General features: G+C 58.0%; 22 protein-coding genes. 15 read left to right on the top strand and 7 right to left on the bottom strand.

What is annotated here, in order from left to right:
- Positions 1 to 14: 14 nt before the first annotated feature.
- The 6 genes from N8E88_RS16680 to denD all read right to left on the bottom strand — a co-directional run bounded on the left by N8E88_RS16680 (position 15) and on the right by denD (position 6,251).
- The gene (locus tag N8E88_RS16680) at positions 15 to 914 is read right to left on the bottom strand and encodes a carbohydrate ABC transporter permease (RefSeq protein WP_262294649.1); all 900 of its coding nucleotides are present in this window, start codon (positions 912 to 914) and stop codon (positions 15 to 17) included.
- 14 nt (positions 915 to 928) lie between these two features.
- Positions 929 to 1,780 (bottom strand): carbohydrate ABC transporter permease, encoded by an 852-nt coding sequence (locus N8E88_RS16675; RefSeq protein ID WP_410010680.1) that lies wholly within the window; start codon positions 1,778 to 1,780, stop codon positions 929 to 931.
- Between the two features lie 162 nt (positions 1,781 to 1,942).
- Positions 1,943 to 3,256 carry an ABC transporter substrate-binding protein gene (locus N8E88_RS16670; RefSeq protein WP_262294647.1) on the bottom strand — a complete coding sequence of 438 codons (1,314 nt, stop codon included), beginning with the start codon at positions 3,254 to 3,256 and terminating at the stop codon, positions 1,943 to 1,945.
- A 109-nt stretch (positions 3,257 to 3,365) separates the two neighbouring features.
- Positions 3,366 to 4,430, bottom strand: a complete 1,065-nt coding sequence (locus tag N8E88_RS16665) for an ABC transporter ATP-binding protein (protein ID WP_262294646.1) — start codon at positions 4,428 to 4,430, stop codon at positions 3,366 to 3,368.
- A gap of 61 nt (positions 4,431 to 4,491) precedes the next feature.
- Positions 4,492 to 5,265 (bottom strand): SDR family oxidoreductase, encoded by a 774-nt coding sequence (locus N8E88_RS16660; RefSeq protein WP_262294645.1) that lies wholly within the window; start codon positions 5,263 to 5,265, stop codon positions 4,492 to 4,494.
- Positions 5,262 to 6,251: a D-erythronate dehydrogenase gene (gene denD / locus N8E88_RS16655; protein ID WP_262294644.1), complete on the bottom strand. Its 990-nt coding sequence runs from the start codon at positions 6,249 to 6,251 to the stop codon at positions 5,262 to 5,264. The genes N8E88_RS16660 and denD overlap by 4 nt, the downstream gene beginning before the upstream one ends.
- 161 nt (positions 6,252 to 6,412) lie before the next feature.
- Between denD and N8E88_RS16650 the strand changes: the two genes are divergently transcribed.
- The 10 genes from N8E88_RS16650 (at position 6,413) to N8E88_RS16605 (ending at position 16,976) form a co-directional block, all read left to right on the top strand.
- Positions 6,413 to 7,438, top strand: coding sequence for a LacI family DNA-binding transcriptional regulator (locus N8E88_RS16650; RefSeq protein WP_262294643.1), 1,026 nt, complete (start codon positions 6,413 to 6,415; stop codon positions 7,436 to 7,438).
- 95 nt (positions 7,439 to 7,533) lie between these two features.
- Positions 7,534 to 8,298 carry a DeoR/GlpR family DNA-binding transcription regulator gene (locus N8E88_RS16645; protein ID WP_262295507.1) on the top strand — a complete coding sequence of 255 codons (765 nt, stop codon included), beginning with the start codon at positions 7,534 to 7,536 and terminating at the stop codon, positions 8,296 to 8,298.
- A gap of 146 nt (positions 8,299 to 8,444) precedes the next feature.
- Positions 8,445 to 9,962 (top strand): glycerol-3-phosphate dehydrogenase, encoded by a 1,518-nt coding sequence (gene glpD, locus N8E88_RS16640; protein ID WP_262295506.1) that lies wholly within the window; start codon positions 8,445 to 8,447, stop codon positions 9,960 to 9,962.
- Between the two features lie 52 nt (positions 9,963 to 10,014).
- Entirely contained in the window at positions 10,015 to 11,097 is a 1,083-nt protein-coding gene (locus tag N8E88_RS16635) for an ABC transporter ATP-binding protein (protein ID WP_262294642.1), read from the top strand.
- Positions 11,098 to 11,105: 8 nt separating this feature from the next.
- Positions 11,106 to 12,173, top strand: coding sequence for an ABC transporter ATP-binding protein (locus N8E88_RS16630; protein WP_262294641.1), 1,068 nt, complete (start codon positions 11,106 to 11,108; stop codon positions 12,171 to 12,173).
- Positions 12,174 to 12,175: 2 nt separating this feature from the next.
- Complete coding sequence (locus N8E88_RS16625; RefSeq protein WP_262294640.1) at positions 12,176 to 13,042, top strand: carbohydrate ABC transporter permease; 867 nt, start codon at positions 12,176 to 12,178, stop codon at positions 13,040 to 13,042.
- An 88-nt stretch (positions 13,043 to 13,130) separates the two neighbouring features.
- Positions 13,131 to 13,949: a carbohydrate ABC transporter permease gene (locus tag N8E88_RS16620; protein ID WP_262295505.1), complete on the top strand. Its 819-nt coding sequence runs from the start codon at positions 13,131 to 13,133 to the stop codon at positions 13,947 to 13,949.
- Positions 13,949 to 14,356 carry a DUF2160 domain-containing protein gene (locus tag N8E88_RS16615; protein ID WP_262294639.1) on the top strand — a complete coding sequence of 136 codons (408 nt, stop codon included), beginning with the start codon at positions 13,949 to 13,951 and terminating at the stop codon, positions 14,354 to 14,356. The genes N8E88_RS16620 and N8E88_RS16615 overlap by 1 nt, the downstream gene beginning before the upstream one ends.
- Before the next feature lie 64 nt (positions 14,357 to 14,420).
- On the top strand, positions 14,421 to 16,145 hold the full coding sequence (locus tag N8E88_RS16610) for an ABC transporter substrate-binding protein (protein ID WP_262294638.1): 1,725 nt from the start codon (positions 14,421 to 14,423) through the stop codon (positions 16,143 to 16,145).
- Between the two features lie 183 nt (positions 16,146 to 16,328).
- Positions 16,329 to 16,976, top strand: a complete 648-nt coding sequence (locus tag N8E88_RS16605) for a VOC family protein (protein ID WP_262294637.1) — start codon at positions 16,329 to 16,331, stop codon at positions 16,974 to 16,976.
- A gap of 15 nt (positions 16,977 to 16,991) precedes the next feature.
- Here the strand turns inward: N8E88_RS16605 and N8E88_RS16600 are convergent, their stop codons facing one another.
- On the bottom strand, positions 16,992 to 18,155 hold the full coding sequence (locus N8E88_RS16600) for a dihydrodipicolinate synthase family protein (RefSeq protein WP_262294636.1): 1,164 nt from the start codon (positions 18,153 to 18,155) through the stop codon (positions 16,992 to 16,994).
- Between the two features lie 174 nt (positions 18,156 to 18,329).
- Here N8E88_RS16600 and N8E88_RS16595 point away from each other — a divergent pair, with 174 nt between their 5' ends.
- The 5 genes from N8E88_RS16595 to N8E88_RS16575 are packed head-to-tail and all read left to right on the top strand — an operon-like array spanning position 18,330 to position 24,262.
- On the top strand, positions 18,330 to 19,367 hold the full coding sequence (locus N8E88_RS16595; RefSeq protein ID WP_262294635.1) for a LacI family DNA-binding transcriptional regulator: 1,038 nt from the start codon (positions 18,330 to 18,332) through the stop codon (positions 19,365 to 19,367).
- Positions 19,364 to 20,365: a Gfo/Idh/MocA family protein gene (locus N8E88_RS16590; protein ID WP_262294634.1), complete on the top strand. Its 1,002-nt coding sequence runs from the start codon at positions 19,364 to 19,366 to the stop codon at positions 20,363 to 20,365. Before N8E88_RS16595 ends, N8E88_RS16590 begins: the two co-directional genes overlap by 4 nt.
- Before the next feature lie 15 nt (positions 20,366 to 20,380).
- Positions 20,381 to 21,982, top strand: a complete 1,602-nt coding sequence (locus N8E88_RS16585; protein ID WP_262294633.1) for an acyl CoA:acetate/3-ketoacid CoA transferase — start codon at positions 20,381 to 20,383, stop codon at positions 21,980 to 21,982.
- Complete coding sequence (locus tag N8E88_RS16580) at positions 21,975 to 22,754, top strand: enoyl-CoA hydratase/isomerase family protein (protein ID WP_262294632.1); 780 nt, start codon at positions 21,975 to 21,977, stop codon at positions 22,752 to 22,754. The genes N8E88_RS16585 and N8E88_RS16580 overlap by 8 nt, the downstream gene beginning before the upstream one ends.
- Complete coding sequence (locus tag N8E88_RS16575) at positions 22,754 to 24,262, top strand: aldehyde dehydrogenase family protein (RefSeq protein ID WP_262294631.1); 1,509 nt, start codon at positions 22,754 to 22,756, stop codon at positions 24,260 to 24,262. The genes N8E88_RS16580 and N8E88_RS16575 overlap by 1 nt, the downstream gene beginning before the upstream one ends.
- The last annotated feature ends 35 nt before the right edge of the window (positions 24,263 to 24,297 follow it).

The raw sequence follows: 24,297 nt of genomic DNA, 5'->3' as shown, positions 1-24,297 counted from the left end.
CTCCTGGGTGTCCGCTATTCCTTGACCGCGCCGGTCATGGAAGAAACGTAATAGTCGACAAAGAATGAGTAGAGAATGACGACCGGCAGCGACCCGAAAAGTGCGCCTGCCATCAGTGAGCCCCACTCGAAAACATCGCCTCGCACCAGCTCCGTCAGGACACCGACCGGAACAGTCTTGTTTTCCGAGGATTGGATGAAGGTCAGCGCATAGATGAACTCATTCCACGACAAAGTGAAGGCAAAAATACCGGCCGAGATCAATCCCGGTACCGCCAGCGGCAATATGACCCTGATGAGGATCTGCCACCGCGACGCGCCATCCACCAGGGCGCTTTCCTCGAGCTCGAACGGGATCGAGCGGAAGTAGCCCATCAGCAGCCAGGTGCAGAAGGGAATAAGGAAGGTCGGGTAGGTGAAGATCAGCGCGAGTTTGGTGTCATAGATGCCAAACTTGAAGACGATGACGGCAAGCGGAATGAACAAAATCGACGGCGGCACCAGATAAGCGAGGAAGATCAAAAGGCCGACGGGGCGCGATCCTGAGAACCGCACTCGCTCTATAGCATAGGCCGCAAAAACGGATGCCACCAGAGATAGCGCTGTGGCGCACACCGCAACGACCAGTGTGTTCCACAACCAGCCTGGATAGGATGTCTCGAACAGCAGGTATTTGATGTGGTCGAGCGTCGGCTTCACGACCCAGAACGGACTGTAGTTGTTGTAGTCCGTCAGCTGCGAGTTTGGCTTCACCGCCGTGATCGCCATCCAGTAGAATGGGAACAGCAGCACAAAGACAAAGACGGCAAGCGGCAGGTACAGGACGACGATCCGCCGTGGCAGCCGATTGAGATAGCTCATGCCCTGCGCGTCGTCGGTGAGAACATGCGGGTTGGTCTGTTCGGTAATGCTCATGTTCGTTTCCTCCCTCAATCCTGTCCGCCCTGTTGCCATTTACGGCGCTGCAGGCCGAAAAATGAGAACAGGATCGATGCAAGCAGGAACGGGATCATGGCAACGGCAATCGCCGCACCTTCGCCAAGTTGACCACCGGGTATGCCCCGCTGGAATGAGAGGGTCGCCATCAGGTGCGTGGCGTTGACCGGCCCGCCCTTGGTCAGGACGTAGATAAGCTGAAAATCAGTGAAGGTGAACAGCACCGAGAATGTCATTACCACTGCGATGATCGGTGTCAGCATTGGCAGTGTGATGAAGCGAAAGCGCTGCCATCCGGTCGCCCCATCAAGGGACGCTGCCTCATGCAGCGATTGCGGAATGGTCTGAAGCCCGGCGAGCAGCGAAATCGCGACGAAGGGGATACCGCGCCAGACATTGGCTGCGATCACCGAAGCGCGTGCGTTATTGGGATCACCAAGGAAATTGATCGGGCTGTGGATCCAGCCGAGTTTCATCAACGACCAGGAAATGATCGAGAACTGCGCATCATAGATCCACCAGAACGCGAGCGCCGAAAGGACAGTCGGAACCACCCATGGCAAAAGGATGATTGCGCGGAAGAAGGATTTAAACGGCAGATGCTCGTTGAGGATCAATGCCAGCCACAGGCCGAGCCCGAACTTCAGGATCGAGGCGATGAGCGTGTAGAAAATCGTATTGTAGACTGCCATCCAGAAGACCGAATCCCTGGCCAGCGCCTGATAGTTCTCGAGGCCGATGAAAATGCCGTCCCTGCCGATCGTCGTATCGGTAAAGCCGAGCCAGACACCGAGGCCGAGCGGATAGGTCAAAAAGCACAGGAGAAAGACGGCGGCCGGCAGCATGAAAAACAAGCCGACGGCGGTATTGCTCCGGGCGATATTTCCGAAGGCCAAGGGCTGCTTCGCAGTTGTCGTCATTGTCATCGGATATCTCCGGTTGCCAAATTAGCTGATGAGTTGGCTTCCGCAGCCCTTTTTCTGGACAGCGGAAGCCGGTCTCGTTGCCTAGACCTTGTAGTAACGGTTTGCGCGCTTCTCGGCTTGGGCGATGGCGTCTTCGGGCGTCATCTGGCCGGTAACGGCGGTCGCGTACATATCCACCAGGACATAGTCGGCCATGGTTCCCGCCGAGGCAGCGCCAAGCGGGCCGGCATAGCCGTTCGGGCGCAGGGTTCCGGATGCCTTCGCATAGGCGGCATGGATCGGATTGGACGTCCACACCGGATTGTTGGCGAAAGCCTTCAGCGGCTGGCAGCAATAGGCGCTGGCACCCTCGATCCAGGCATTCATGTTCTCAGCCTGATACATGAACTGCAGATAGGCCTTCGCGGCCTCAGGATATTTTGTGTGCTTGAAGATCGAAATCGTCGACGTCTGGTGCAGTTCGACCGATTGACCAACTGGCCCGATCGGCAGATTGGTCGAGCGCATATCGTCAGCGATCGCCTTCATTGCGGGATCCTTCACTGCGGCGTAGTAAACCGACACGCCATTGGCAGTCAGCGAGACCTGACCGGCAAGGAATGCGCGATTGTTGTTGACGTCCTGCCAGCTTTCCGTACCCGGAATGAAGGTCTTGTAGAGTTCCTGCGCATATTTGACAGATGCCAGCGTCTCGGGGCTGTTGATCACCACCGCGCCGCTCTCGTCGACCATCTTGCCGCCATGGCTCCAGAGCAGCCAATGGGCATAGTTGTTGCCGTCGCCGACCGCCTTGCCATGCGGGAAGCCCGCAGGCGTCCCCTTTGCCTGCATGGCCTTGCAAAGTTCGAGGAAACCAGCCGTATCCTTCGGGAATTCGCTGAAACCGGCCGCCTTCATGTGGCTGTCGCGATAGACGACCGCGTTACCGATGGCACAGAGCGGCAGTGCGATGAACTTGCCGTCGCGCTTGGCATAGCCTTCGAGGCCTGGATACCAGCCACCATGTGCTCCACCAAGATATTCGCCAAGCTCCGTCACATCGACGAGCTTGTCCGGATATTGCTGCGGATCATCGAACCAGCTCATGACCATGTCCGGGCCAGAACCGACATTGGCCGCAACGGCAGCCTTCGGGCGAACGTCTTCCCAGCTTTCCTTGTCGATGCGCACCTGAACGCCCGTGGCGTCGGTGAACTTCTTGGTGTTGGCGAGCCATGCGGCCTCTTCAGCCGGGACGAACGGCACCCAACGCAGCAGGCGAAGGGTCGCACCTTCTTCCGGTTTGTAAGCGGGTGCCGATTGCGCGAATGCCGGCGTGAGACCGAACCGGCCCATTCCGGCTGCGGCCACGAGACCGGCAGATGCGCCGAGTAGATGTCTTCTGTTGATGGTCATTGATGCTCCTCCATTTAACGACCGGATAAACTAGAAAGGCTTGTTCAAAATGCTCTTGCGGGGAATTGTATCCGGCATCTGCACCCCGACTGGCAGATACCGTTGAGCTTCAGGCCAAACGCTTGCCCGTCTCCGCATCGAACAGATATGTCGCTTCAGCATGGATCGACAGACCGACAGTTTCGCCGGGTTTCGCACTGATACGCTGATGGAAAACACCTGTGACGAGATCGCCGCCAACGCGCATGATCATCTGGGTTTCCGATCCGGTTGGCTCGATGACCACCACTTCGGCGGGAATTCCGCCATCCGCAATGGTCATGTGTTCGGGGCGCAGTCCATAAATCAACGTGCGGCCCTTGGCGCTTTGCGGTGCTTTGGCAACCGGCAGCACGACACCCTTTTCTGTGGTGAATTTCAGTCCGTCATTCGGATCGAGCTTGCCTTTGATCATATTCATCGCCGGCGAGCCGATGAAGCTGGCCACGAAAAGATTGGCCGGCTGGTCATAAAGCTCGAGCGGCGCGCCGATCTGTTCGACCAGGCCGTCATGCATGACGACGATCTTGTCGGCCATGGTCATGGCTTCGATCTGGTCATGCGTGACATAGACGGTGGTTGTTTTCAGGCGCTGGTGCAATTCCTTGATCTCCGCGCGCATGGCGACACGCAGCTTGGCATCGAGGTTGGATAGCGGCTCATCGAACAGGAAGACCTGCGGGTCGCGCACGATGGCGCGGCCCATGGCAACGCGCTGGCGCTGACCGCCGGAAAGCTGGCGTGGAAAGCGGTCGAGCAGCGGCGAAAGTCCGAGGATCTCCGCTGCGGGCTTCACGCGCTTGTCGACCTCCGACTTTGGCGCACCCTTCAGCTTCAGGGAAAAAGCCATATTGTCGGCGACGGTCATGTGCGGATAGAGCGCATAGTTCTGAAACACCATGGCGATATCACGTTCTTTCGGCGCGAGGTTGTTGACAACCTTTCCGCCGATCTTGATCTCGCCCGCAGAGATGTTCTCAAGCCCCGCCAGCATGCGCAGCAATGTGGACTTGCCGCAGCCGGAGGGCCCGACCAGAATAACGAATTCGCCGTCGGCGATCTCGATGTCGACACCCTTGATAACCGGGTGCGTGCCGAATGATTTTCGTACATTGGCGAATTCAACCGATGCCATGCCTTCTCCTCCAAAATTTCGTAAGACAACGTTCTTTAAAGAAATCGCTGTCGAGTATCCTTTAGCCGCGCCCGACCAGCGGCATCTTCGTAGCCATGATCGTCATCGTCAGTACATTGGCCTCCAATGGCAAGCTTGCCATATGCACCACCGCATCGCCGATATAATGCGCCGGTATGGTTGGCTCGCTGGCGGTCTCGCCATTGGCTTGTAGCACGCCGGTCGCCATCTTCGATGTCATCTCGGTCGTGGCATTGCCGATATCGATCTGACCGCAGGCAATGTCGAATGGTCTGCCATCCAGCGCTGTCGATTTGGTCAAGCCGGTCACCGCGTGCTTCGTCGCCGTGTAAGGCGCGGAATTCGGCCGGGGCGTTTGTGCCGAAATGGAGCCATTGTTGATGATGCGTCCACCACGTGGTGTTTGCGCTTTCATCAATTTCATCGCCTGCTGCGTGCACAGGAAAACGCCGGTGAGATTGGCGCCCACAATCGAATTCCAGTGATCGAAGGTCAGTTCTTCCATCGGGATATTCGGAACATTGACCCCTGCATTGTTGATGAGCAGGTCGAGCCGACCGAATTCGGATTTGATTGCATCGAAAAGCGCAGCGACCGATTTCGGATCGCTGACATCAGCAGAAATGGCTTTAACGGTGCCGCCCGTTTCGCTCTCCAACGCCTTGGCAGCATCTTCCAGTACATCCTTGCGGCGCCCGGAAATCACAACCGTATAGCCTGCGCCAAGCAGCGCTGTGGTAATAGCCTTGCCCACGCCGGTGCCGCCGCCGGTAACCAGCGCGATCTTCCCCTTGCCTGAATCCTCTTTACTCATGCCGCAACGTTCCCGCCCAGTTCGTCTTCGATATGTGCCTTGATGATATCATCGAAAGCCGTTTCTGCCTTGAAGCCAAGCTTCGTGGCGCGCGTCGTGTCGAAGTCGGTTGCCCAGCCGGCAACGATCTTCTGAATTGTTGCATCGGGTTCGCGGCGGATCAGCTTGACCGCCTTATCGCCGGCCACGCGGCGCAGCGCGTCGATTTCCTCGCCGACCAGAGCCGAAAGTCCGGGCATGGAAAGATTGCGTCTTGCACCGACCTTGTCGAGGTCCAGCGTTGCGGCATGGAGGAAAAATCCGACGGCAGCACGCGGGCTGGCAAACCAGTGCCGCACATTTTCGTCCACGGGAAGTACCGCTTCCTGACCCACCAGTGGCTCGCGCAGGATGTTGGAAAAGAAACCGGATGCCGCCTTGTTGGGCTTGCCTGGACGAATGCAGATCGTCGGCAGGCGGATACCTATCCCGTCGAAGAAACCGCGGCGGCTGTAGTCCGACAGGAGGAGTTCAGAGATCGCCTTCTGCGTGCCATAGCTGGTCAGGGGTGTCGTGAAGAATTCATCGCCGATCTTGTCCGGGAAAGGCGTTCCGAACACGGCGATGGATGAGGCAAATACCACGCGAGGCTTGTAGGGAGCATTTTTGCCTTCCAATCGGATCGCCTCGAATAGCGCCCGGGTTCCATCGAGATTGACTTTGTAGCCCTTTTCGAAATCGGCTTCTGCTTCACCGGAGACGATCGCCGCGAGGTGAAAGATCATGTCCGGACGGCTTGCGATCAGGGATTCCGCTACGCCAGGGTCCGAGAGGTCTGCCGCCTTGGTCACGGAAATGTCCGCAAAGGCTTCAGGCGCGGCGGGTTCGATGACATCGACCAGTGTCAACCTGTCGATGTCTCCACCCAGGGAGCCGGGCTCGGCAGCGATCCTGTCGAGCAATTTGCGGCCAACCATTCCGGCTGCGCCGATCACCAAAACATGCATAAGAAGAAGTCCTCCCTGCAAGCCCCTCCCGGGCCCGTCGCACCAATCATCGCACTAATATATAAGAACGTGGTGCAAAGTTATGCACACTGACTAGCATTCATCAAGCCTTTTATGGTAGCGCTGTCATAAATCTTGTCAATCGCACTGGATTGGTGCTTATGCCGCGCAAACGCAACGCTCACCGAAGTCCCGATATGCCGACGCTTGCCGATGTTGCGCGGCTTGCGGGTGTGAGCGAAATCACGGCGTCGCGGGTTGTTCGTGCGCAAGGGCCTATCGCAGACTCAACCAGAGCGCGTGTGCTGACAGCCATTGCCGAGCTTGGCTATATTCCCAACCGCGCCGCTGGTACCCTTGCTTCTGCAGGATCCACGCTGATGAGCGTGCTGCTGCCATCGCTATCGAACATCGTCTTTCCAGACGTACTGCGCGGCATTCATACGGCGCTTACCGAAACGGCGTTCCAGCCGGTGATCGGTGTCACTGACTACGATCCGCTGATTGAAGAGCGGATTCTCGTCTCTTTTCTCGCCTGGCAGCCGGCAGCGGTGATCGTCGCCGGCCTGCATCACACGCCGACCGCGCGCCGGCATCTGGAGCATGGCCGCTTCCGGGTCGCCGAATTGATGGACATCGATGGCGAGCCTGTAGACATTGCCGTTGGCATGTCGCATCGCCAGGCTGGCTATGAAACCGGAAAACATCTCGTTCAGCGCGGTTATCGCCGTTTCGGCTATGCCAGGCACAACGTAACGACAGACGACCGCGCCAGTGCCCGTTATGAAGGGCTGTGCTCGGCATTGCAGGAGGCTGGCCTGTCTCTTGTTGCAGAGCATTGTTATCCCGACGCGAGTTCGACCAAGGCGGGGCGCGACGCACTGGAAATACTCCTTGCTACCCATCCTGACCTGGACGTTGTTGTATTCCCGAATGACGATATGGCGATGGGCGGCATTTTTCACTGCATGCATGCCGGAATCGCCGTGAAGGATAAGCTTGGTATATTTGGTTTCAATGGACTCGATATCGGCCAGGCCATGCCAATGCCTCTGTCAACGATCCTGTCGAAACGTTTTCTCATTGGAAAAACCGCTGCCGAAAAATTGCTTGAAAGCCGCGAGCGGCCCGCCGAAAAGACCATCATCAATACGGGGTTCGACATCATCGAAGGCGCAACGGCATAGGGAAACGAGCCGGGTTCGTTTACCCATAGATTGACACGCGCTTTCATTTTCGTTTTCGTATAGGCTGCAGAAAAACGAAAATGAAAGCGCAAGTCATGTTTCTCGCTCCCAGGCACGCCGAAATTCTGGAAATGGCCAAGGAGCACGGACGCGTTCTCGTGGACGATCTCGCCATTCATTTCAATGTCACGCCGCAAACCATTCGCAAGGATCTCAACGACCTTTGTGACCAGCGCCTGCTCAACCGTATCCACGGCGGCGCGCTGTTTCCCTCCGGCGTGCAGAATTTGGAATACGAGGCGCGGCGTTTGATTGCTGCGAACGAAAAGGAAGCGATTGGCCGCGCCGCGGCGGACCTCATCCCCGACAATGCCTCTCTATTCGTCAACATCGGCACCACCACGGAGGCGGTGGGGCAGGCACTACTTGACCGCAAGGGCCTGATGATAATCACAAATAACATCAATGTTGCCAACAAGTTACGTATTTACCCGGACATTGAGGTCGTTATCGCGGGCGGTGTCGTGCGCGGGTCCGATGGCGGAATCGTTGGCGAAGCGGCGGTCGATTTTATCCGTCAGTTCAAGGTGGATTTCGCCGTCATCGGAACGTCCGCTATCGACAGCGACGGCGCCTTGCTCGATTTCGATTTCCGCGAGGTCAAGGTGGCGCAGGCGATCATGGCCAATGCACGCCATGTGATCCTCGTCTCCGATTCAACCAAATTCGAACGCACGGCGCCGGTTCGAATCGGCCATCTTTCCCAAGTCCACACCTTCATCACCGACCGCTGCGAAAGTGAAGCAATCCGCCAGATTTGCGTCGATGCGGACGTTCAGCTCATCGAAACTTCGATTTGACAATGCACTTGTGCGCCGTCGCCATGCGCGGTATAGTTCCTTTTAGTTTCGTATTGGTTTCGTAATGCTTCCGTATGTCTTTCGCAATTGCGAAGAAATGGTGCACTGCGAAATGGGGAGCGCAGGGATTGTCTAATCTGGTCGACATGGTCTACGACATCTTTGTCATCGGCGGCGGCATCAATGGATGCGGCATTGCGCGCGATGCTGTCGGCCGTGGTTTTTCGGTTTTTCTCGCGGAGATGAACGATCTCGCCAGCGGTACGTCCTCCGGTTCGACCAAGCTCATCCATGGCGGCTTGCGCTATCTCGAATATTACGAATTCCGGCTGGTGCGCGAGTCGCTGATGGAGCGCGAAGTGCTTTGGGCCAGCGCGCCGCATATCATCTGGCCGCTGCGTTTTGTTCTCCCGCATCATGCGGGACTGCGTCCAGCCTGGCTCTTGCGGCTTGGACTTTTTCTCTACGACCACATTGGCGGACGCAAGAAGCTTCCTGCCACACGCACGCTGGATATGACCAGAGATCCGGCAGCCAAGCCATTGAAGTCGCTCTATACCAAGGCCTTCGAATATTCCGACTGCTGGGTAAACGATGCACGGCTGGTCGCTCTCAATGCCCGTGACGCGGCAGATCGTGGCGCGGTCATCCGCACACGTACGAAAGTCGTCAGTGCCCGCCGCGATGCGGATCATTGGACACTGACGCTGCAGGACGGGTTGACCGGCGCGACAGAAGAGGTCCGCTCGCGTCTTCTGGTCAATGCCGCCGGGCCATGGGTCGATGAGGTCTTGACCGGCGTTGTCGGCAGCAATAATGCGCACAACGTTCGTCTCGTGCAGGGCAGCCATATCGTCGTGAAGAAAAAGTTCGATGATCCGCGCGCCTATTTCTTCCAGAACACCGATGGCCGCATCATTTTCGCCATTCCCTACGAGCAGGATTTCACCCTCATCGGCACCACCGACCAGGACTATCACGGCAATCCGGCCGAAGTGAAAATCAGCGATGCCGAGATCGATTATCTTTGCGCTGCCGCCAGCGAATACTTTGTCGAGCCAGTGAAGCGCGACCAGGTCGTTTGGACTTATTCAGGCGTGCGCCCGCTCTACGATGACGGTGCCTCGAAGGCACAGGAAGCCACGCGCGACTATGTACTGAAGACCGACGCGCCCGAAGGCCGGGCGCCGCTGCTCAATATATTTGGCGGCAAGATCACCACATTCAGGCGCTTGTCCGAGCACATGCTGGAAAAGATCGAAGACCAGCTTGGCAAGCGCGGCAAGCCTTGGACGGCGTCCGGAACACTACCGGGCGGCGACTTTGCAGCCACCGCTTTTGATGCGGAGCTGCAGAAACTCAAAGGCGATTATCCATTTCTCGATCCACGCCATGCACATCGCCTGTTCCGGCTCTATGGTACGAAGGTACGCTTGGTGCTTGGCAAAGCTGCTTCTGTCGCCGATCTTGGCAGGCATTTCGGCTCTGACCTTTATGAAGCCGAGGTGCGCTATCAGATCGAAAACGAATGGGCGGTGACGGCTCAGGATGTTCTCTGGCGTCGGACAAAAAAGGGTTTGCATTTGAGTGCCGATGAGGCTGCTGCGCTCGACCGTTTCATGGAAAATGCTGTCGATAGACGGCGCCAGATCGCGGCGGAATAGAATTGAATGATACGGTGCAGACAGGTCTGCACTGTCTCTGGGAGGAGTTGGAATGTTGGAACTGCGGAATGTATCCAAGGTAGTGGGCGGAAAACCCCATCTCAGCGATATATCGCTGACTTTGGAACATGCAACGCTGAATGTCCTGCTCGGGCCGACTCTGTCCGGCAAGACCAGCCTCATGCGCATCATGGCAGGACTCGACGTGCCGACCTCTGGCTCTGTCTGGTTCGACGGCAAGGACGTGACCGGCGTTCCGGTACAGAAGCGTTCGGTTGCCATGGTCTATCAGCAGTTCATCAATTACCCGGCCTTCACGGTCTACGAGAACATCGCCTCGCCGATGCGCGTGGCTGGAGCCGACAAAGCGACAATCGACCGCGAAGTACGCAAGGCGGCCGAAATGCTCAAGCTTACGCCCTTCCTCGATCGCACGCCGCTCAATCTTTCCGGCGGTCAGCAGCAGCGCACTGCGCTGGCGCGCGCTATCGTGAAGAACGCCAAGCTGGTTCTGCTGGACGAGCCGCTTGCCAATCTCGATTACAAGCTGCGCGAGGAACTGCGTCAGGAGCTGCCAAGGATTTTCGCCGAATCCGGTACGATCTTCGTCTATGCCACGACCGAGCCGCACGAAGCCCTGCTGCTTGGCGGCAACACGGCGACATTGTCCGAAGGCCGCATCACCCAGTTCGGGCCGACCATCGATGTTTTCCGCAAGCCCGATGATCTGATAACAGCACAGACTTTCGCCGATCCACCGCTCAACACGATTGCGCTGGCGAAATTCGGCAAGGCATTTCAGCTCGAAGGCGGCGTTACGCTGCCCGTACCGGCGCATCTCGCGGAGTTCGCCGATGGTGCTTACACGATCGGTTTCCAGCCGCATCATGTGAACACGAGCCGCAGGAATCCTGACGAGATCGGCCTTAAAGCCACGGTCACGGCCACCGAAATCACAGGTTCTGAAAGCTTTGTCCACCTCTCCTTCGCCGATGCGCGTTGGACGATGCTGACGCATGGCATCCATATCTATGCGCCCGATGAGGAGATCGACATCTTCATCGACCCGCGCAATCTGGTGATTTTCGACGCGAGCGGCAATTCCGTCAGCCGCCGCCAGAAGCTGGCGGCATAGGGGGAACCATGGCACGCATCGACCTCAACCATATCCGTCACGCCTACGGTCCCAACCCCAAGTCGGACAAGGACTATGCGCTGAAGGAAGTCCATCACAGCTGGGAAGACGGCGGTGCCTATGCCCTGCTCGGACCGTCCGGTTGCGGCAAGACCACGCTCTTGAACATCATATCCGGGTTGATCCATCCCTCGCACGGGCAATTGCTCTTCGACGGCGTTGACGTGACCAACCTGTCGACGCAGGAACGCAATATCGCGCAGGTGTTCCAGTTCCCGGTCATCTACGACACGATGACCGTTTACGACAATCTCGCCTTTCCCTTGCGCAACCGCGGCGTTCCCGAAGCGGAAATCGACCGCAAGGTGCGCGAGACGCTGGAGATGATCGACCTTGCCAGCTGGGCCAAAAAGAAGGCCCGTGGCCTTACCGCCGACCAGAAGCAGAAGATTTCGCTCGGCCGTGGTCTCGTCCGGTCCGATGTCAACGCGATCCTTTTCGACGAGCCGCTCACGGTTATCGACCCACACATGAAATGGGTGCTTCGATCGCAGTTGAAACAATTGCACCAGCGCTTCGGTTACACGATGGTCTATGTCACGCACGATCAGACGGAAGCGCTGACCTTCGCCCAGAAAGTCGTCGTCATGTATGACGGCGAGATCGTGCAGATCGGCACGCCGGAAGAATTGTTCGAGCGGCCGAAACACACTTTCGTCGGTTATTTCATTGGCTCGCCCGGCATGAACGTCATGCCCGTGAAACTTTCCGGCGGCATGGCGCAGATCGGCAGCCATCAGATCCAGCTGCCTTCGCCAGTGATGCCCGCCAACGCGAAGGTAATCGAACTTGGGATCCGTCCGGAATATGTGCGGCTTGGACGCTCGGGGATGCCCGTGAAAATTGCCAAGGTCGAGGATATCGGCCGGCACAAGATCGTCCGGACCCGGCTCGAAAACCAGGACATCGCCATCATTGTCGAGGAAGGCGGGGATATCCCGGCCGAACCGCACATCGCCTTCGATCCGAAGGGCATCAACATCTATGCCGATAGCTGGCGCGTGGGAGGGCTGTAGCCATGGAGAAAACCTGGAACAACAAAGCCTGGTTCATGGTCCTGCCGGTTCTGCTGTTGGTGGCGTTCTCAGCCATTATTCCGCTGATGACCGTGGTCAATTATTCGGTGCAGGATACGTTCGGCAACAACCAGTTCTTCTGGGCGGGGACGGAATGGTTTGATGAGGTTCTGCATTCCGAGCGCTTCCACGCCTCCCTTGGCCGCAATCTGATCTTTTCCGCGATCATTCTGCTGATCGAGGTTCCTCTCGGAATCATCATTGCGCTCAACATGCCGCGCAAGGGCTGGGGTGTTCCCGTCTGCCTGGTCCTGATGGCATTGCCCTTGCTCATACCGTGGAATGTCGTCGGTACCATCTGGCAAGTGTTCGGACGTGTCGATATCGGGCTTCTCGGACGCACACTGGCGAATCTCGGCATCAATTATAACTATGTGCAGAACCCGATGCATGCGTGGTTTACCGTCATCATCATGGATGTCTGGCACTGGACGAGCCTCGTCGTCCTCCTCTGCTACGCCGGTCTCGTTTCGATCCCCGATGCCTTCTACCAGGCAGCCAAGATTGATGGTGCGTCGCGCTGGGCAGTTTTCCGCTACATCCAGCTGCCCAAGATGAACCGCGTGCTGCTGATCGCCGTGTTGCTGCGCTTCATGGACTCATTCATGATCTATACGGAGCCTTTCGTGGTTACAGGCGGTGGCCCCGGCAATTCGACAACCTTCCTGTCGATCGACCTGGTAAAGGTGGCGGTCGGCCAGTTCGACCTTGGTCCGGCAGCGGCGATGTCCATCATCTACTTCCTGATCATCCTCTTGCTGTCATGGGTCTTCTATACCGTCATGACCAACTACGATGCGGAGCGCTGAAATGTCGGTGCAACAAGACACACTTGCACGCACAAGCGGACGTCCGGAGGCCGAACAGCACCGGATTGACAAGGCGCTCGCCCGCAAGATGCGCAAACGCGGCGATGAATCGAAGTTCTGGTGGCTGATCCCGACGATCTATATCATCTTCCTGATGCTGCCGATCTATTGGCTCATCAATATGAGCTTCAAGACCAACCAGGAAATCCTCGGCGCTTTCTCGCTGTGGCCGCAGAACCCCACCTTGCACAATTACGCGGTCATCTTCACCGATCCGTCCTGGTACAAGGGTTATATCAATTCCATCATCTATGTGGTGATGAACACGGTGATCTCGGTGCTGGTGGCATTGCCTGCAGCCTATGCCTTCTCGCGTTACCGCTTCCTCGGCGACAAGCATCTGTTCTTTTGGCTGCTGACCAACCGCATGGCACCGCCTGCCGTGTTTGCGTTGCCATTTTTCCAGCTTTATTCGGCCTTTGGCCTGATTGATACGCACATCGCCGTGGCGCTCGCACACTGCCTTTTCAATGTACCGCTGGCCGTGTGGATTCTTGAAGGCTTCATGTCGGGCGTTCCGAAAGAAATCGACGAAACCGCCTATATCGACGGCTACTCCTTCCCGCGTTTCTTCGTGAAGATATTCGTACCGCTCATCGCCAGCGGCATCGGCGTTGCGGCCTTCTTCTGCTTCATGTTCTCATGGGTGGAACTGCTGATCGCCCGCACCCTGACGACCACCGCGGCAAAGCCGATCGCCGCCATCATGACCCGCACGGTTTCGGCTTCCGGCATGGACTGGGGCGTTCTGGCTGCGGCCGGGGTGCTGACCATCATTCCGGGTGCGATCGTTATTTACTTCGTCCGCAATTACATCGCCAAGGGCTTCGCCCTGGGGAGGGTATAATGGAAACGACAAGGCGTTGGCCTGTAACGCTGGCGGCAGTCGTCGCCGCTTTCGCAATCATGGTCGGGCTGCTCGTGGGAGCGGTTCCTTTCAAGGACGGTGCGCGCGACTGGTTCGCGCCACTTGTCAAAGGCGGTTGGATGGCCTGGACCTTCCCGACGGCCCTGTTTTTCTTGACTATTTTCTTTCTGATGTCGCTGATGGCCGTGTGGGAATATGCATCTCCAGGTGGCAATCCGCGTGTCGGCATCCTGCGCTTTGAAACCACACGCGGCGACCGCCTGTTCGTGTCGCTGCTCGGCAGCGCATTCATTCACCTCGCCTGGCTCGGACTGATCGGTCCGAACCTCTGGTGGGCTCTGGCTCTCTCTGTGGTCTACGCAATCGGCGTATTCCGCTTTGTCTAGAAACAATATGTCCGGCACCCGTCGGACAATTGACGATGCAATCGCAACTCTGGGAGGACTACATATGCGAACGCGATTATTGACAACAACCACAGCCCTCGCGCTGCTGTTTGGCGCAGGCAGTGCCTGGGCCGGCATGGACGAGGCAAAGGCTTTCCTCGATAAGGAAATCGGCGATATGTCGACCCTTGACCGGGCTGGGCAGGAAAAGGAAATGCAGTGGTTCGTCGATGCGGCAAAGCCTTTTGCCGGCATGGACATCAAGGTGGTTTCGGAGACCATCACCACGCATGAATACGAGTCGAAGACCCTTGCCAAGGCGTTCACCGATATTACGGGCATCAAGATCACGCACGATCTGATCGGTGAAGGCGACGTCGTTGAAAAACTGCAGACACAGATGCAGTCGGGCGAAAACGTCTATGATGCCTATATCAACGATAGCGATCTGATCGGTACCCACTGGCGCTATCAGCAGGCGCGCAGCCTGACCGACTGGATGACGAACGAAGGCAAGGACGTTACCAATCCCGAACTCGACATCGACGACTTCATCGGCAAGTCGTTCACCACTGCGCCGGACGGCAAGCTCTATCAGCTGCCTGACCAGCAGTTCGCGAACCTCTACTGGTTCCGCTATGACTGGTTCAACGACGAGAAGAACAAGGCGGACTTCAAGGCGAAGTATGGCTACGATCTCGGCGTGCCGGTCAACTGGTCGGCCTATGAGGATATTGCCGAGTTCTTCACCGGCCGCGAAGTGGACGGCAAGAAGGTCTATGGTCACATGGACTATGGCAAGAAGGACCCGTCACTCGGCTGGCGCTTCACTGATGCCTGGCTTTCCATGGCCGGAAATGGTGACAAGGGCATCCCGAACGGTAAGCCGGTCGACGAATGGGGCATCAAGGTCGATGCGAATTCGCGGCCGGTGGGCTCCTGCGTGGCGCGCGGTGGTGACACCAACGGCCCGGCTGCGGTCTATTCGATCCAGAAGTATCTGGACTGGATGAAGGCCTATGCTCCGGCCGCAGCGCAGGGCATGACCTTCTCGGAGTCGGGACCGGTGCCATCGCAGGGCGAGGTTGCCCAGCAGATGTTCACCTATACGGCCTTCACCGCCGACTTCGTCAAGCCCGGCCTGCCGGTAGTCAACGAGGATGGCACACCGAAATGGCGTTTCGCCCCGTCGCCGCATGGCGTCTACTGGAAGGACGGCATGAAGCTCGGCTACCAGGACGCCGGATCCTGGACACTGCTCAAATCCACCCCGGACGATCGTGCCAAGGCGGCCTGGCTCTATGCACAGTTCGTCACGTCCAAGACCGTTGACGTGAAGAAGAGCCATGTTGGTCTCACCTTCATCCGTCAGTCGACGCTCGATCACAAGTCGTTCACAGACCGCGCGCCGAAGCTTGGCGGCCTGATCGAGTTCTACCGCTCGCCGGCTCGCTTGCAATGGTCGCCGACGGGTACCAACGTTCCGGATTATCCGAAGCTGGCTCAGCTCTGGTGGCAGGCGATCGGCGATGCATCCTCGGGTGCAAAGTCGGCTCAGGAAGCCATGGACTCACTCTGCTCCGAGCAGGAGAAAGTTCTTGGCCGTCTGGAGCGTTCAGGCGTGCAGGGTGACATCGGTCCGAAACTGGCCGAAGAACATGACCTTGCCTACTGGAATGCCGATGCCGTCAAAAACGGCAATCTCGCTCCGCAGTTGAAGGTCGAGAACGAAAAGGAAAAGCCCCAGACCATCAACTACGATGAACTGGTCAAGAGCTGGAACAAGTAAGTTCCAAGCGTTTTGGTGGGGGGAGGGGCGGCGCTTCGGCGCTGCCCCTTTTTTCTCTCATCACAATTCTGCTCATTGACAAATAGGCGCAGATCGATGGATTATTCTAAGGCTGCGTAGGGTGCATCGACGCAAGGTCGAAAGGGCAATGCCCGCCTCCATGATGTAACAACAGATGCGCTTATGCCAAATCTTGAAAATCTGAAGAAGCAAGCCAAGCAGTATTTGCGCTGGCATCGGGAACGGTACTATCCCGTGGCCGCCGAGATCAGGGCAATTTTGCCCCGGTTTCAACATCTTGGTGACAGTGAGATACTGGAAGCGAGCTTCAAACTTACAGACGCGCAGGAACTCGTCGCACGTCAAATGGGGTTCGAGGGATGGCTGGCGCTCAAGTCAGGAGCCCAATGCATGAGCACGCAATTCAAACGAACCGCACTTCGACCCGTCCTTGGTTCGACCTCGGCGCAACTCTTTGTAAGCGACATTCGAGTGTCGTGCAGCTTCTTTATCGACAAGCTGGGATTCACGGTCGACTTCGTCTACGGCGAACCGCCATTCTATGGACAGGTCATTCGCGACAAGGCACAGCTCGCGCTACGGCTGGTGTGTGAACCCGTATTCATCGGCGACATCCGGGAGCGTGAGCACCTGCTCTCTGCATCGATCACAGTCGATACAGCCGAAGAGATCAAACAACTTTTTCTGGATTATCAGGCCAACGGCGTGCCGTTTCATCAAACGATCAAGGAAGAACCGTGGGGAGCCCGAAATTTCATTGTGTTGGATCCAGACGGGAATCTCATACTATTTGCGGGTCCAGCAGGCTGAATTCCGGTCCGATCTTCAAATGCCATAGACCTGCAGCAGGCTCTTCATGCGGCTAACCGCGAGCTCGGGCTTGTCCAGGACATTGGCTTGGTCGGCCAACCGGAAGATATCCGCATAGTGAACGATACCGCGCGCCGATTGCATGCCGGCCGGCATGGTGAAGTGGCTTTGGTGGCCGTTGAGCCATGCGAGGAATACCACTCCGGCCTTGTAGTATTGAGTAGGGGCCTCGAAAATCTTGCGCGACAGGGGAACCGTCGGCTCGATCACAGCACGAAATTGCTCAGGCTCGCCTTTGGCAAGATGCGCCAGGGCTTTGGACGCCGAGGGCGCCACGGCATCGAAGATGCCAAGCAGCGCATGACTGTAGCGGTCGCCATCGCCTTCAATCAGTTCGGCATAGTTGAAATCATCGCCGGTGAAGCAGAGCACGCCTTCCGGCAGCCGTTTGCGCAGTTCGATTTCTTTGGCGTTGTCGAGCAGCGAAATCTTGATCCCTTCGACTTTGCCCCTGTTGTCGCTAATGATTGCAAGAACTGTCTCCAGCGCCTGCTCGAATGAGGGCGAGCCCCAGTAACCGGCGAGCTGCGGGTCGAACATGTCGCCCAGCCAGTGCAGCACGACCTTCTCGCGCGTCTGGCCCAGGATATGGTCATAGACCGTGCGGTAGTCGTCGGTCGAGCGCGCCACGCGCGCCAGCGCCCGGCTCGCCATCATGACAGCCCGTCCGCCCTCCGCTTCGACAAATCCGATCTGCGTTTCGTAAGCCTCGATGACGTCCTGCAGGGTTCGCGTGGCGTCGGGCGTCAGCTGGTCGGTGCCCGCACCGCAAGCCAGATCGGCGCCCGGCACGGTTCGCGATTCTGCAAGGGAGCGGCGGATCAGTTCGCGTGCTCCGGCCCAATCAACGCCCATACCGCGCTGTGCCGTATCCATGGCCTCGGCAATCTTGAAACCAAGCGACCACAGGTGATGGCGAAATGCCATGGTTGCATCCCAATCGATTGCTGGTGCACCCCAAGGCCGGGCGTCGCGCAATGGATCGGAAACCACGTGGGCGGCCGCATAGGCGATCCGGTTGAACGTTGGCGGGCTTGAAGACGCGGCAATCGGAACGCCGGTCAAGGCGTAATCGAGTGTCGCCCCGCTCGCATTCGGCAGTTGAATTTTGAGGGTCATTCTGCATCGCTCCCAGATCGATCGGCCCCTTTTAATTTGGAACGTTCCAAAAAACAAGCAGCAATTTAATAGCCTGAAAAAATCGCTATACCCCGCAAACAAGCCGTATCACAATAAAAAAACTTGACGAATTTGGAACGTTCCAATTATATGAAAGCAAGTGGAGGACTTTTATTGAACAAGACCCGGACCAGTATTGTGGATATTGCGCACGCCGCCGGCGTGTCGAAATCCACTGTGTCGCTGGTCCTGCAGGGTAGTCCGCTCGTCAATGAAAAGACCCGCGAAAAGGTCAATGCGCTGATCGGCGATCTTGGCTACGTCTACAATCGCGGCGCCGCCAACCTGCGGCAGTCGAAATCAAAAATCATCGGCATTGTCGTCAATGACCTCACCAACAGTTTCTTTGCCGAGCTTGCTGTCGGCATGGATATGATGGTCCAGTCTGCAGGCTACGTGCAGTTCCTGGCTCACAGCGGCGAGAGTGTCGATCGTCAACGCGAAGTCATTTCCTCGATGCGCGAGAATGGTATTGCCGGGCTGATCCTGTCGCCGGCGCGTGGCACGGAGGCCAGTGATATCAAGCCGCTCGCCGATAGCGGCATTCCCGTGGTGCTGGTCGTGCGCAATGTGCCCGGCGCGAAAGTCTCGACGCTTCTTTCCGACAATTATACCGGCGCCAAGGCTGCTATCCGCCATCTGATCTCGCTTGGCCATCGTCGCATTGCCTTCATGGGCGGATTTGTGGATACGGCGGTTTTTGGCGAACGGCTGCGCGGCTATCGTGATGCGCTGGTTGAGGCGAATATCCCTTTCAACGAGAAATTCGTCATCCATTCCGCTCCGTCGCGCGCTGGCGGTGCCGCTGCGGTCGAACGCATGATGGTCTTTGCCGAGCGCCCGACCTCGGCCCTCTGCCTCAATGATGCGGTCGCCTTTGGCGTTTGCGACGGCCTGCGTTCCAACAATATCGAGCCCGGCAAGGGCTTCGGCGTCGTCGGTTTCGACGATGTAATCGAGGCGAAGACGGCCGTACCTGCGCTGACAACGGTGTCGGTCGATCCGCAGGGCATGGGTCAACGGGCGGCACAGCTGGTCCTGAAGCAGATCAATGCCGGGCAAACAGATCCGGAATCGATCGTAACGTCGGTGCGCCTGGTCGTGCGTCAGAGCTGCGGTGCACCTGTAAAACAATTGGAGGAGCTGGCATGACACGCTGGGGACTGATCGGTGCAAGCACTATTGCACACGAATGGGTAATCGATGCGATCCGCGCCAGCAGTGGCGAAATCGTCGTTGTGATGAGTACCAATGAAGAGCGCGGCAGGAAATATGCAGCGGACCACAACATCCCCAAGTCGGTGACCACTTTGGATGCGCTGGTCAGCGATCCGGATGTCGATGCTGTTTATATTTCAACGACCAACGAATTGCATAAGGACCAGGTGTTGGCCGCTGCAAAAGCCGGCAAACACGTATTATGCGAGAAGCCGCTGGCGACGAGTCTCGCCGACGCGCGCGCTATGGTCGAAGCCTGCCGAGCTGCAAACGTCGTTTTCGCCACCAATCATCATTTGCGTAACGCGGCCAGCCACACGGCGATGCGCGATGCGATTGCCGCTGGCAAGATCGGCACGCCGCTTGCCGCCAAGGTCTTTCATGCCGGTTACCTTCCCCCGCATCTGCAGGGCTGGCGGCTTGATCGTCCGGAGGCCGGAGGCGGGGTCATTCTCGACATAACAGTACATGACACGGACACCCTGCGTTACGTTCTTGGTGATAATCCCGTCGAGGCGACGGCATTCGCTCAGAAAAGCGGGCTCGCCAAGGCCGGGCTCGAAGATGCGGTCATGGGCGTCATGCGTTTCAAGTCGGGTGTTGTAGCGCTGTTTCATGATGGCTTCACCACGAAATACGCCGAGACCGGCTTCGAAGTGCATGGCACCGAAGGTTCGCTTGTCGGGCGCAATGTGATGACACAGAGGCCGATCGGCACCGTAACGTTGCGCAATGCGGATGGCGAGACGGAACTGAAGCTGGAACAGAAGAACCTCTACGAAACCGGCATCGCCAAGTTCCATGCAGCCATGGCAGGCAAGGGCAAGCCAGCAGCGAGCGGCGAAGACGGCCTGTGGTCGCTGGCGGCTGGCCTCGCCGTCACCGAGGCTGCCAGGACCGGTACTGCACAACCTATCAATCCCGGACTCTGAGTAACGAATACCGATATGAACAAGCACATCACCCCCGAAGAGGCCGCGAACCTCATCCCCGACGAAGCGATCATTTCGGTGTCGTCTTCGAGCGGCCTCGGCTGTCCGGATCTGATGTTGAAAGCCATCGGCGCTCGCTTCGATGCGACTGGTCATCCGCGCGACCTCACGACCTTGCATCCGATTGCGGCAGGGGATATGAGCGGCATAAAGGGTGTCGATCACATCGCCAAGAAGGGTCTGCTCAAGAAGATCATCGGCGGCTCCTATCCATCCGGCCCGTCCGGCGCCGAACCTCCACTGATCTGGCAGATGATCGGCAATGATGAGGTAGCTGCCTACAATATTCCTTCCGGCATCATGTTCGACATGCACCGGGAAGCGGCGGCGAAGCGGCCGGGCGTTTTCACCAAGGTCGGGCTCGATACTTTTGTCGATCCAGACCGGCAGGGCTGCGCCATGAATGCCTCCGCCGCTGAGGAACCGGTTGTCCGCAAGATCGAGTTCGGCGGCGAGGAATGGCTGTTCTTCAAGCCCATCATTCCGCAGGTCGCAATCATTCGCGCCACCACCGCCGATGAACGCGGCAATCTCACCTACGAACATGAGGGCGCCTATCTCGGCGGCTTCGATCAGGCGCTCGCGGTACGCAACAATGGCGGCATCGTTATCGCGCAGGTCAAACGCATCACCAAGAGCGGCTCGCTGAAGCCGCATGATGTGCGCGTTCCCGGCATCCTTGTTGATTACGTCGTCGTCGATCCCGACCAGCAGCAGACCACGCAAACGCTCTACGATCCGGCTATTTCCGGCGAAATTTTCCATCCGCTCGAAGATTTCGCACTCCCGGATTTCAATATCCAGAAAGTCATTGCGCGCCGCGTCGCAACCGAGCTCGAAGCCGGCAGTGCCGTCAATCTTGGCTTCGGCATTTCCGCCAACGTGCCGCGTATTCTGCTTGAGGAAGGCTTGCACGGGGCGGTCACCTGGGTGATTGAGCAAGGACCTGTCGGCGGTATTCCGCTTCTGGATTTCGCGTTCGGCTGCGCTTCCAACGCGGAAGCCTTTGTCCCGTCGCCGCACCAGTTCACCTATTTCCAGGGCGCGGGCTTCGATGCCTCGCTGCTGTCGTTCCTCGAGATCGACAAGTCCGGCTCCGTCAACGTGTCGAAGCTCAGCTTCCGTCCGCATGTGACAGCTGGCGCAGGTGGTTTTGTCGATATCACCGCAAGGGCGCGCAAGATCGTCTTCTCCGGCATGTTCAATGCCGGTGCGAAAGTACATGTCGAGGATGGAAAGCTGGTCATCGAGAAGGAAGGCAAGCTGAAGAAGCTCGTCACGCAAGTCGAACACGTCACTTTCTCCGGCCGTCGCGCCGTCGAGCAGGGGCAGGACATCACCTATGTCACCGAACGCTGCGTCATGGTCCTGAGGCCGGAAGGCGTGGTCCTGACCGAAATCGCGCCGGGGGTGGACCTGCAGTCGCACATTCTCGATCAGTCGGAATTCCCGCTGGTCGTCGCCCGCGACCTCAAGCTGATGGACGCGCATCTGTTCGCGCCGGAACCATTCGGCCTGAAGTTGCCGCAGAAACCGCAAAGGACGCTCCATGGCTGACCCGCGCATCAACGTCACTTTCGTCGGTCCTATCGCCACGATCACTGTATCGCGGCCGGAAAAGCTCAATGCCTTCGACCTCGACATGTTGAAGGAGTTGAGCACTGCCTGCGATGCAGTGGAGACCAACGCGCAGGTGCGGGTCGCGATCCTCACCGGCGCCGGCAAGGCATTTTCTGCAGGCGGCGATATCAAGGCTTGGGCAGCGATGACGCCCAATGAGTTCGGCCATGCCTGGGTGCGTTTCGGCCATCGTGTCTTCGAACGGCTGGCGACACTGCGTGTACCTTTGATCGCGGCTCTTAACGGCCATGCACTGGGCGGGGGCCTCGAATTGGCTGCTGCTGCGGATATCCGTATCGCCGAAACACAGATCAAGCTCGGCCTGCCGGAAACCGGCCTCGGCATGGTGCCGGGCTGGTCCGGCACGCAGCGGCTGGTCCGGCGTTTTGGCGCGCAAGTGGTTCGCCGGATGGCGCTTGGCGGTGAAATCTTCAACGCAAGCGAGGGTTTGATGCTTGGCCTCGTCGATCATGTGGTCGAAACCGGTACCGCGGTTTCCACGGCGCAAGCCTATGCGGAGCGCATTGCCAAGCGCGGCCCGGCCGCCGTGGAGGTGGCAAAACTGATGATCGCTTCGGCCAATGGCGAAGACAATGGAACGGCGGTCGAGGCGCTTGGCTCGATCCTCGTCGCAAAAACTGCGGACCTCAAAGAAGGTGTTTCGGCCTTTGCCGAAAAGCGTGAGCCCGTGTTCAAGGGAGAATGGTAATGACAGTTCTGGTGCGGCCTCAGGCACTCGATAATTTCAAGGTGCGCGAATTCCAGATGCTGATCGACGGCCGGTGGACCGACGGCGCGGAAGGCGGCGTCATCGAGCGCAAAAGCCCCGGTCATGGCGTGGTCGTCTCGCGTTATCAGGCAGCGACCAAGGCTGATGCCGAGCGCGCAATTGCCGCCGCCCGCCACGCGTTCAACAATGGACCGTGGTCGCGCATGACCGGCGCGGAGCGCTCGAACATCATTCTCAAGGCCGCCGATCTTATCGCGGGGCGTTCCGATGAACTTGCTTATCTCGACTGCATTGAGTCAGGCAAACCAATCAGCCAGGCCAAGGCGGAGCTCGGCGGCGCCGTGGATATCTGGCGTTACGCGGCCGCACTTGGCCGCGACTTGCATGGCGAAAGCTATAACACGCTTGGCGATGCAACATTGGGTGTCGTCCTGCGCGAGGCGATCGGTGTCGTCTCGATCATAACGCCCTGGAATTTCCCCTTCCTCATCGTAAGCCAGAAGTTACCCTTCGCGCTCGCTGCCGGGTGCACCGCTGTGGTGAAACCATCTGAGCTGACATCCGGCTCGACCCTGGTGCTCGGTGAAATTCTGATGGAAGCCGGCGTTCCGGCTGGCGTGGTCAATATTATCGTCGGGACGGGTGCCGAAGTCGGCGCGCCAATGACCACGCATCCGGATGTCGACATGGTCTCGTTCACTGGCTCGACGCTTATCGGCAAGCTGACCATGGCCAATGCCGCCCAGACCCTGAAAAAGGTCTCGCTGGAACTCGGTGGCAAGAACCCGCAGATCGTGTTTCCGGATGCCAATCTCGATGATTTCATCGACGCTGCAGTGTTCGGTGCCTACTTCAACGCAGGCGAATGCTGCAATGCCGGATCCCGCCTGATCGTTCATCGCGATATCGCCGATGAAGTCGTACAGCGGGTCGCAGCGCTGTCCGCCAAGGTCAGCGTTGGCGATCCGCTCGATCCGCGAACCAAGGTTGGCGCGATCATCACGCCGGAGCATCTCGCCAAGGTCGGCGCCTATGTTCGCAACGCCGCTTCCGCGGGAGCGAATGTCAGCCATGGCGGTGAAGCGCTCGATCTCGGCATGGGACAATTCATGGCACCGACGATCCTTTCGGCAGTCCAGCCGGAGATGGCCGTGGCGCGGGAAGAGGTATTCGGACCGGTGCTGTCTGTGCTAACATTCGAGACGCTGGAGGACGCCGTCCGTATCGCGAATTCCATCGACTATGGACTGTCCGCTGGCGTCTGGAGCCGCGACTTCGATACCTGCATGACGATTGGCCGCCAGGTACGTGCTGGAACCATCTGGATGAACACCTTCATGGACGGTGCGTCGGAACTGCCTTTCGGTGGATACAAGCAATCCGGGCTCGGCCGTGAACTCGGCAGGCACGCGGTAGAGGACTATACGGAAACCAAGACTTTGAACATGCACATGGGTAGAAGGAAAGTAGTATGGTCAGGAGACTAAATCGATTGTAATAGCCGTTCTGCCTATTGTATGAA

Source organism: Phyllobacterium zundukense (genome assembly GCF_025452195.1).
GTDB lineage: Bacteria > Pseudomonadota > Alphaproteobacteria > Rhizobiales > Rhizobiaceae > Phyllobacterium > Phyllobacterium zundukense_A.
This window is presented reverse-complemented; position numbering and strand designations above follow the sequence as displayed.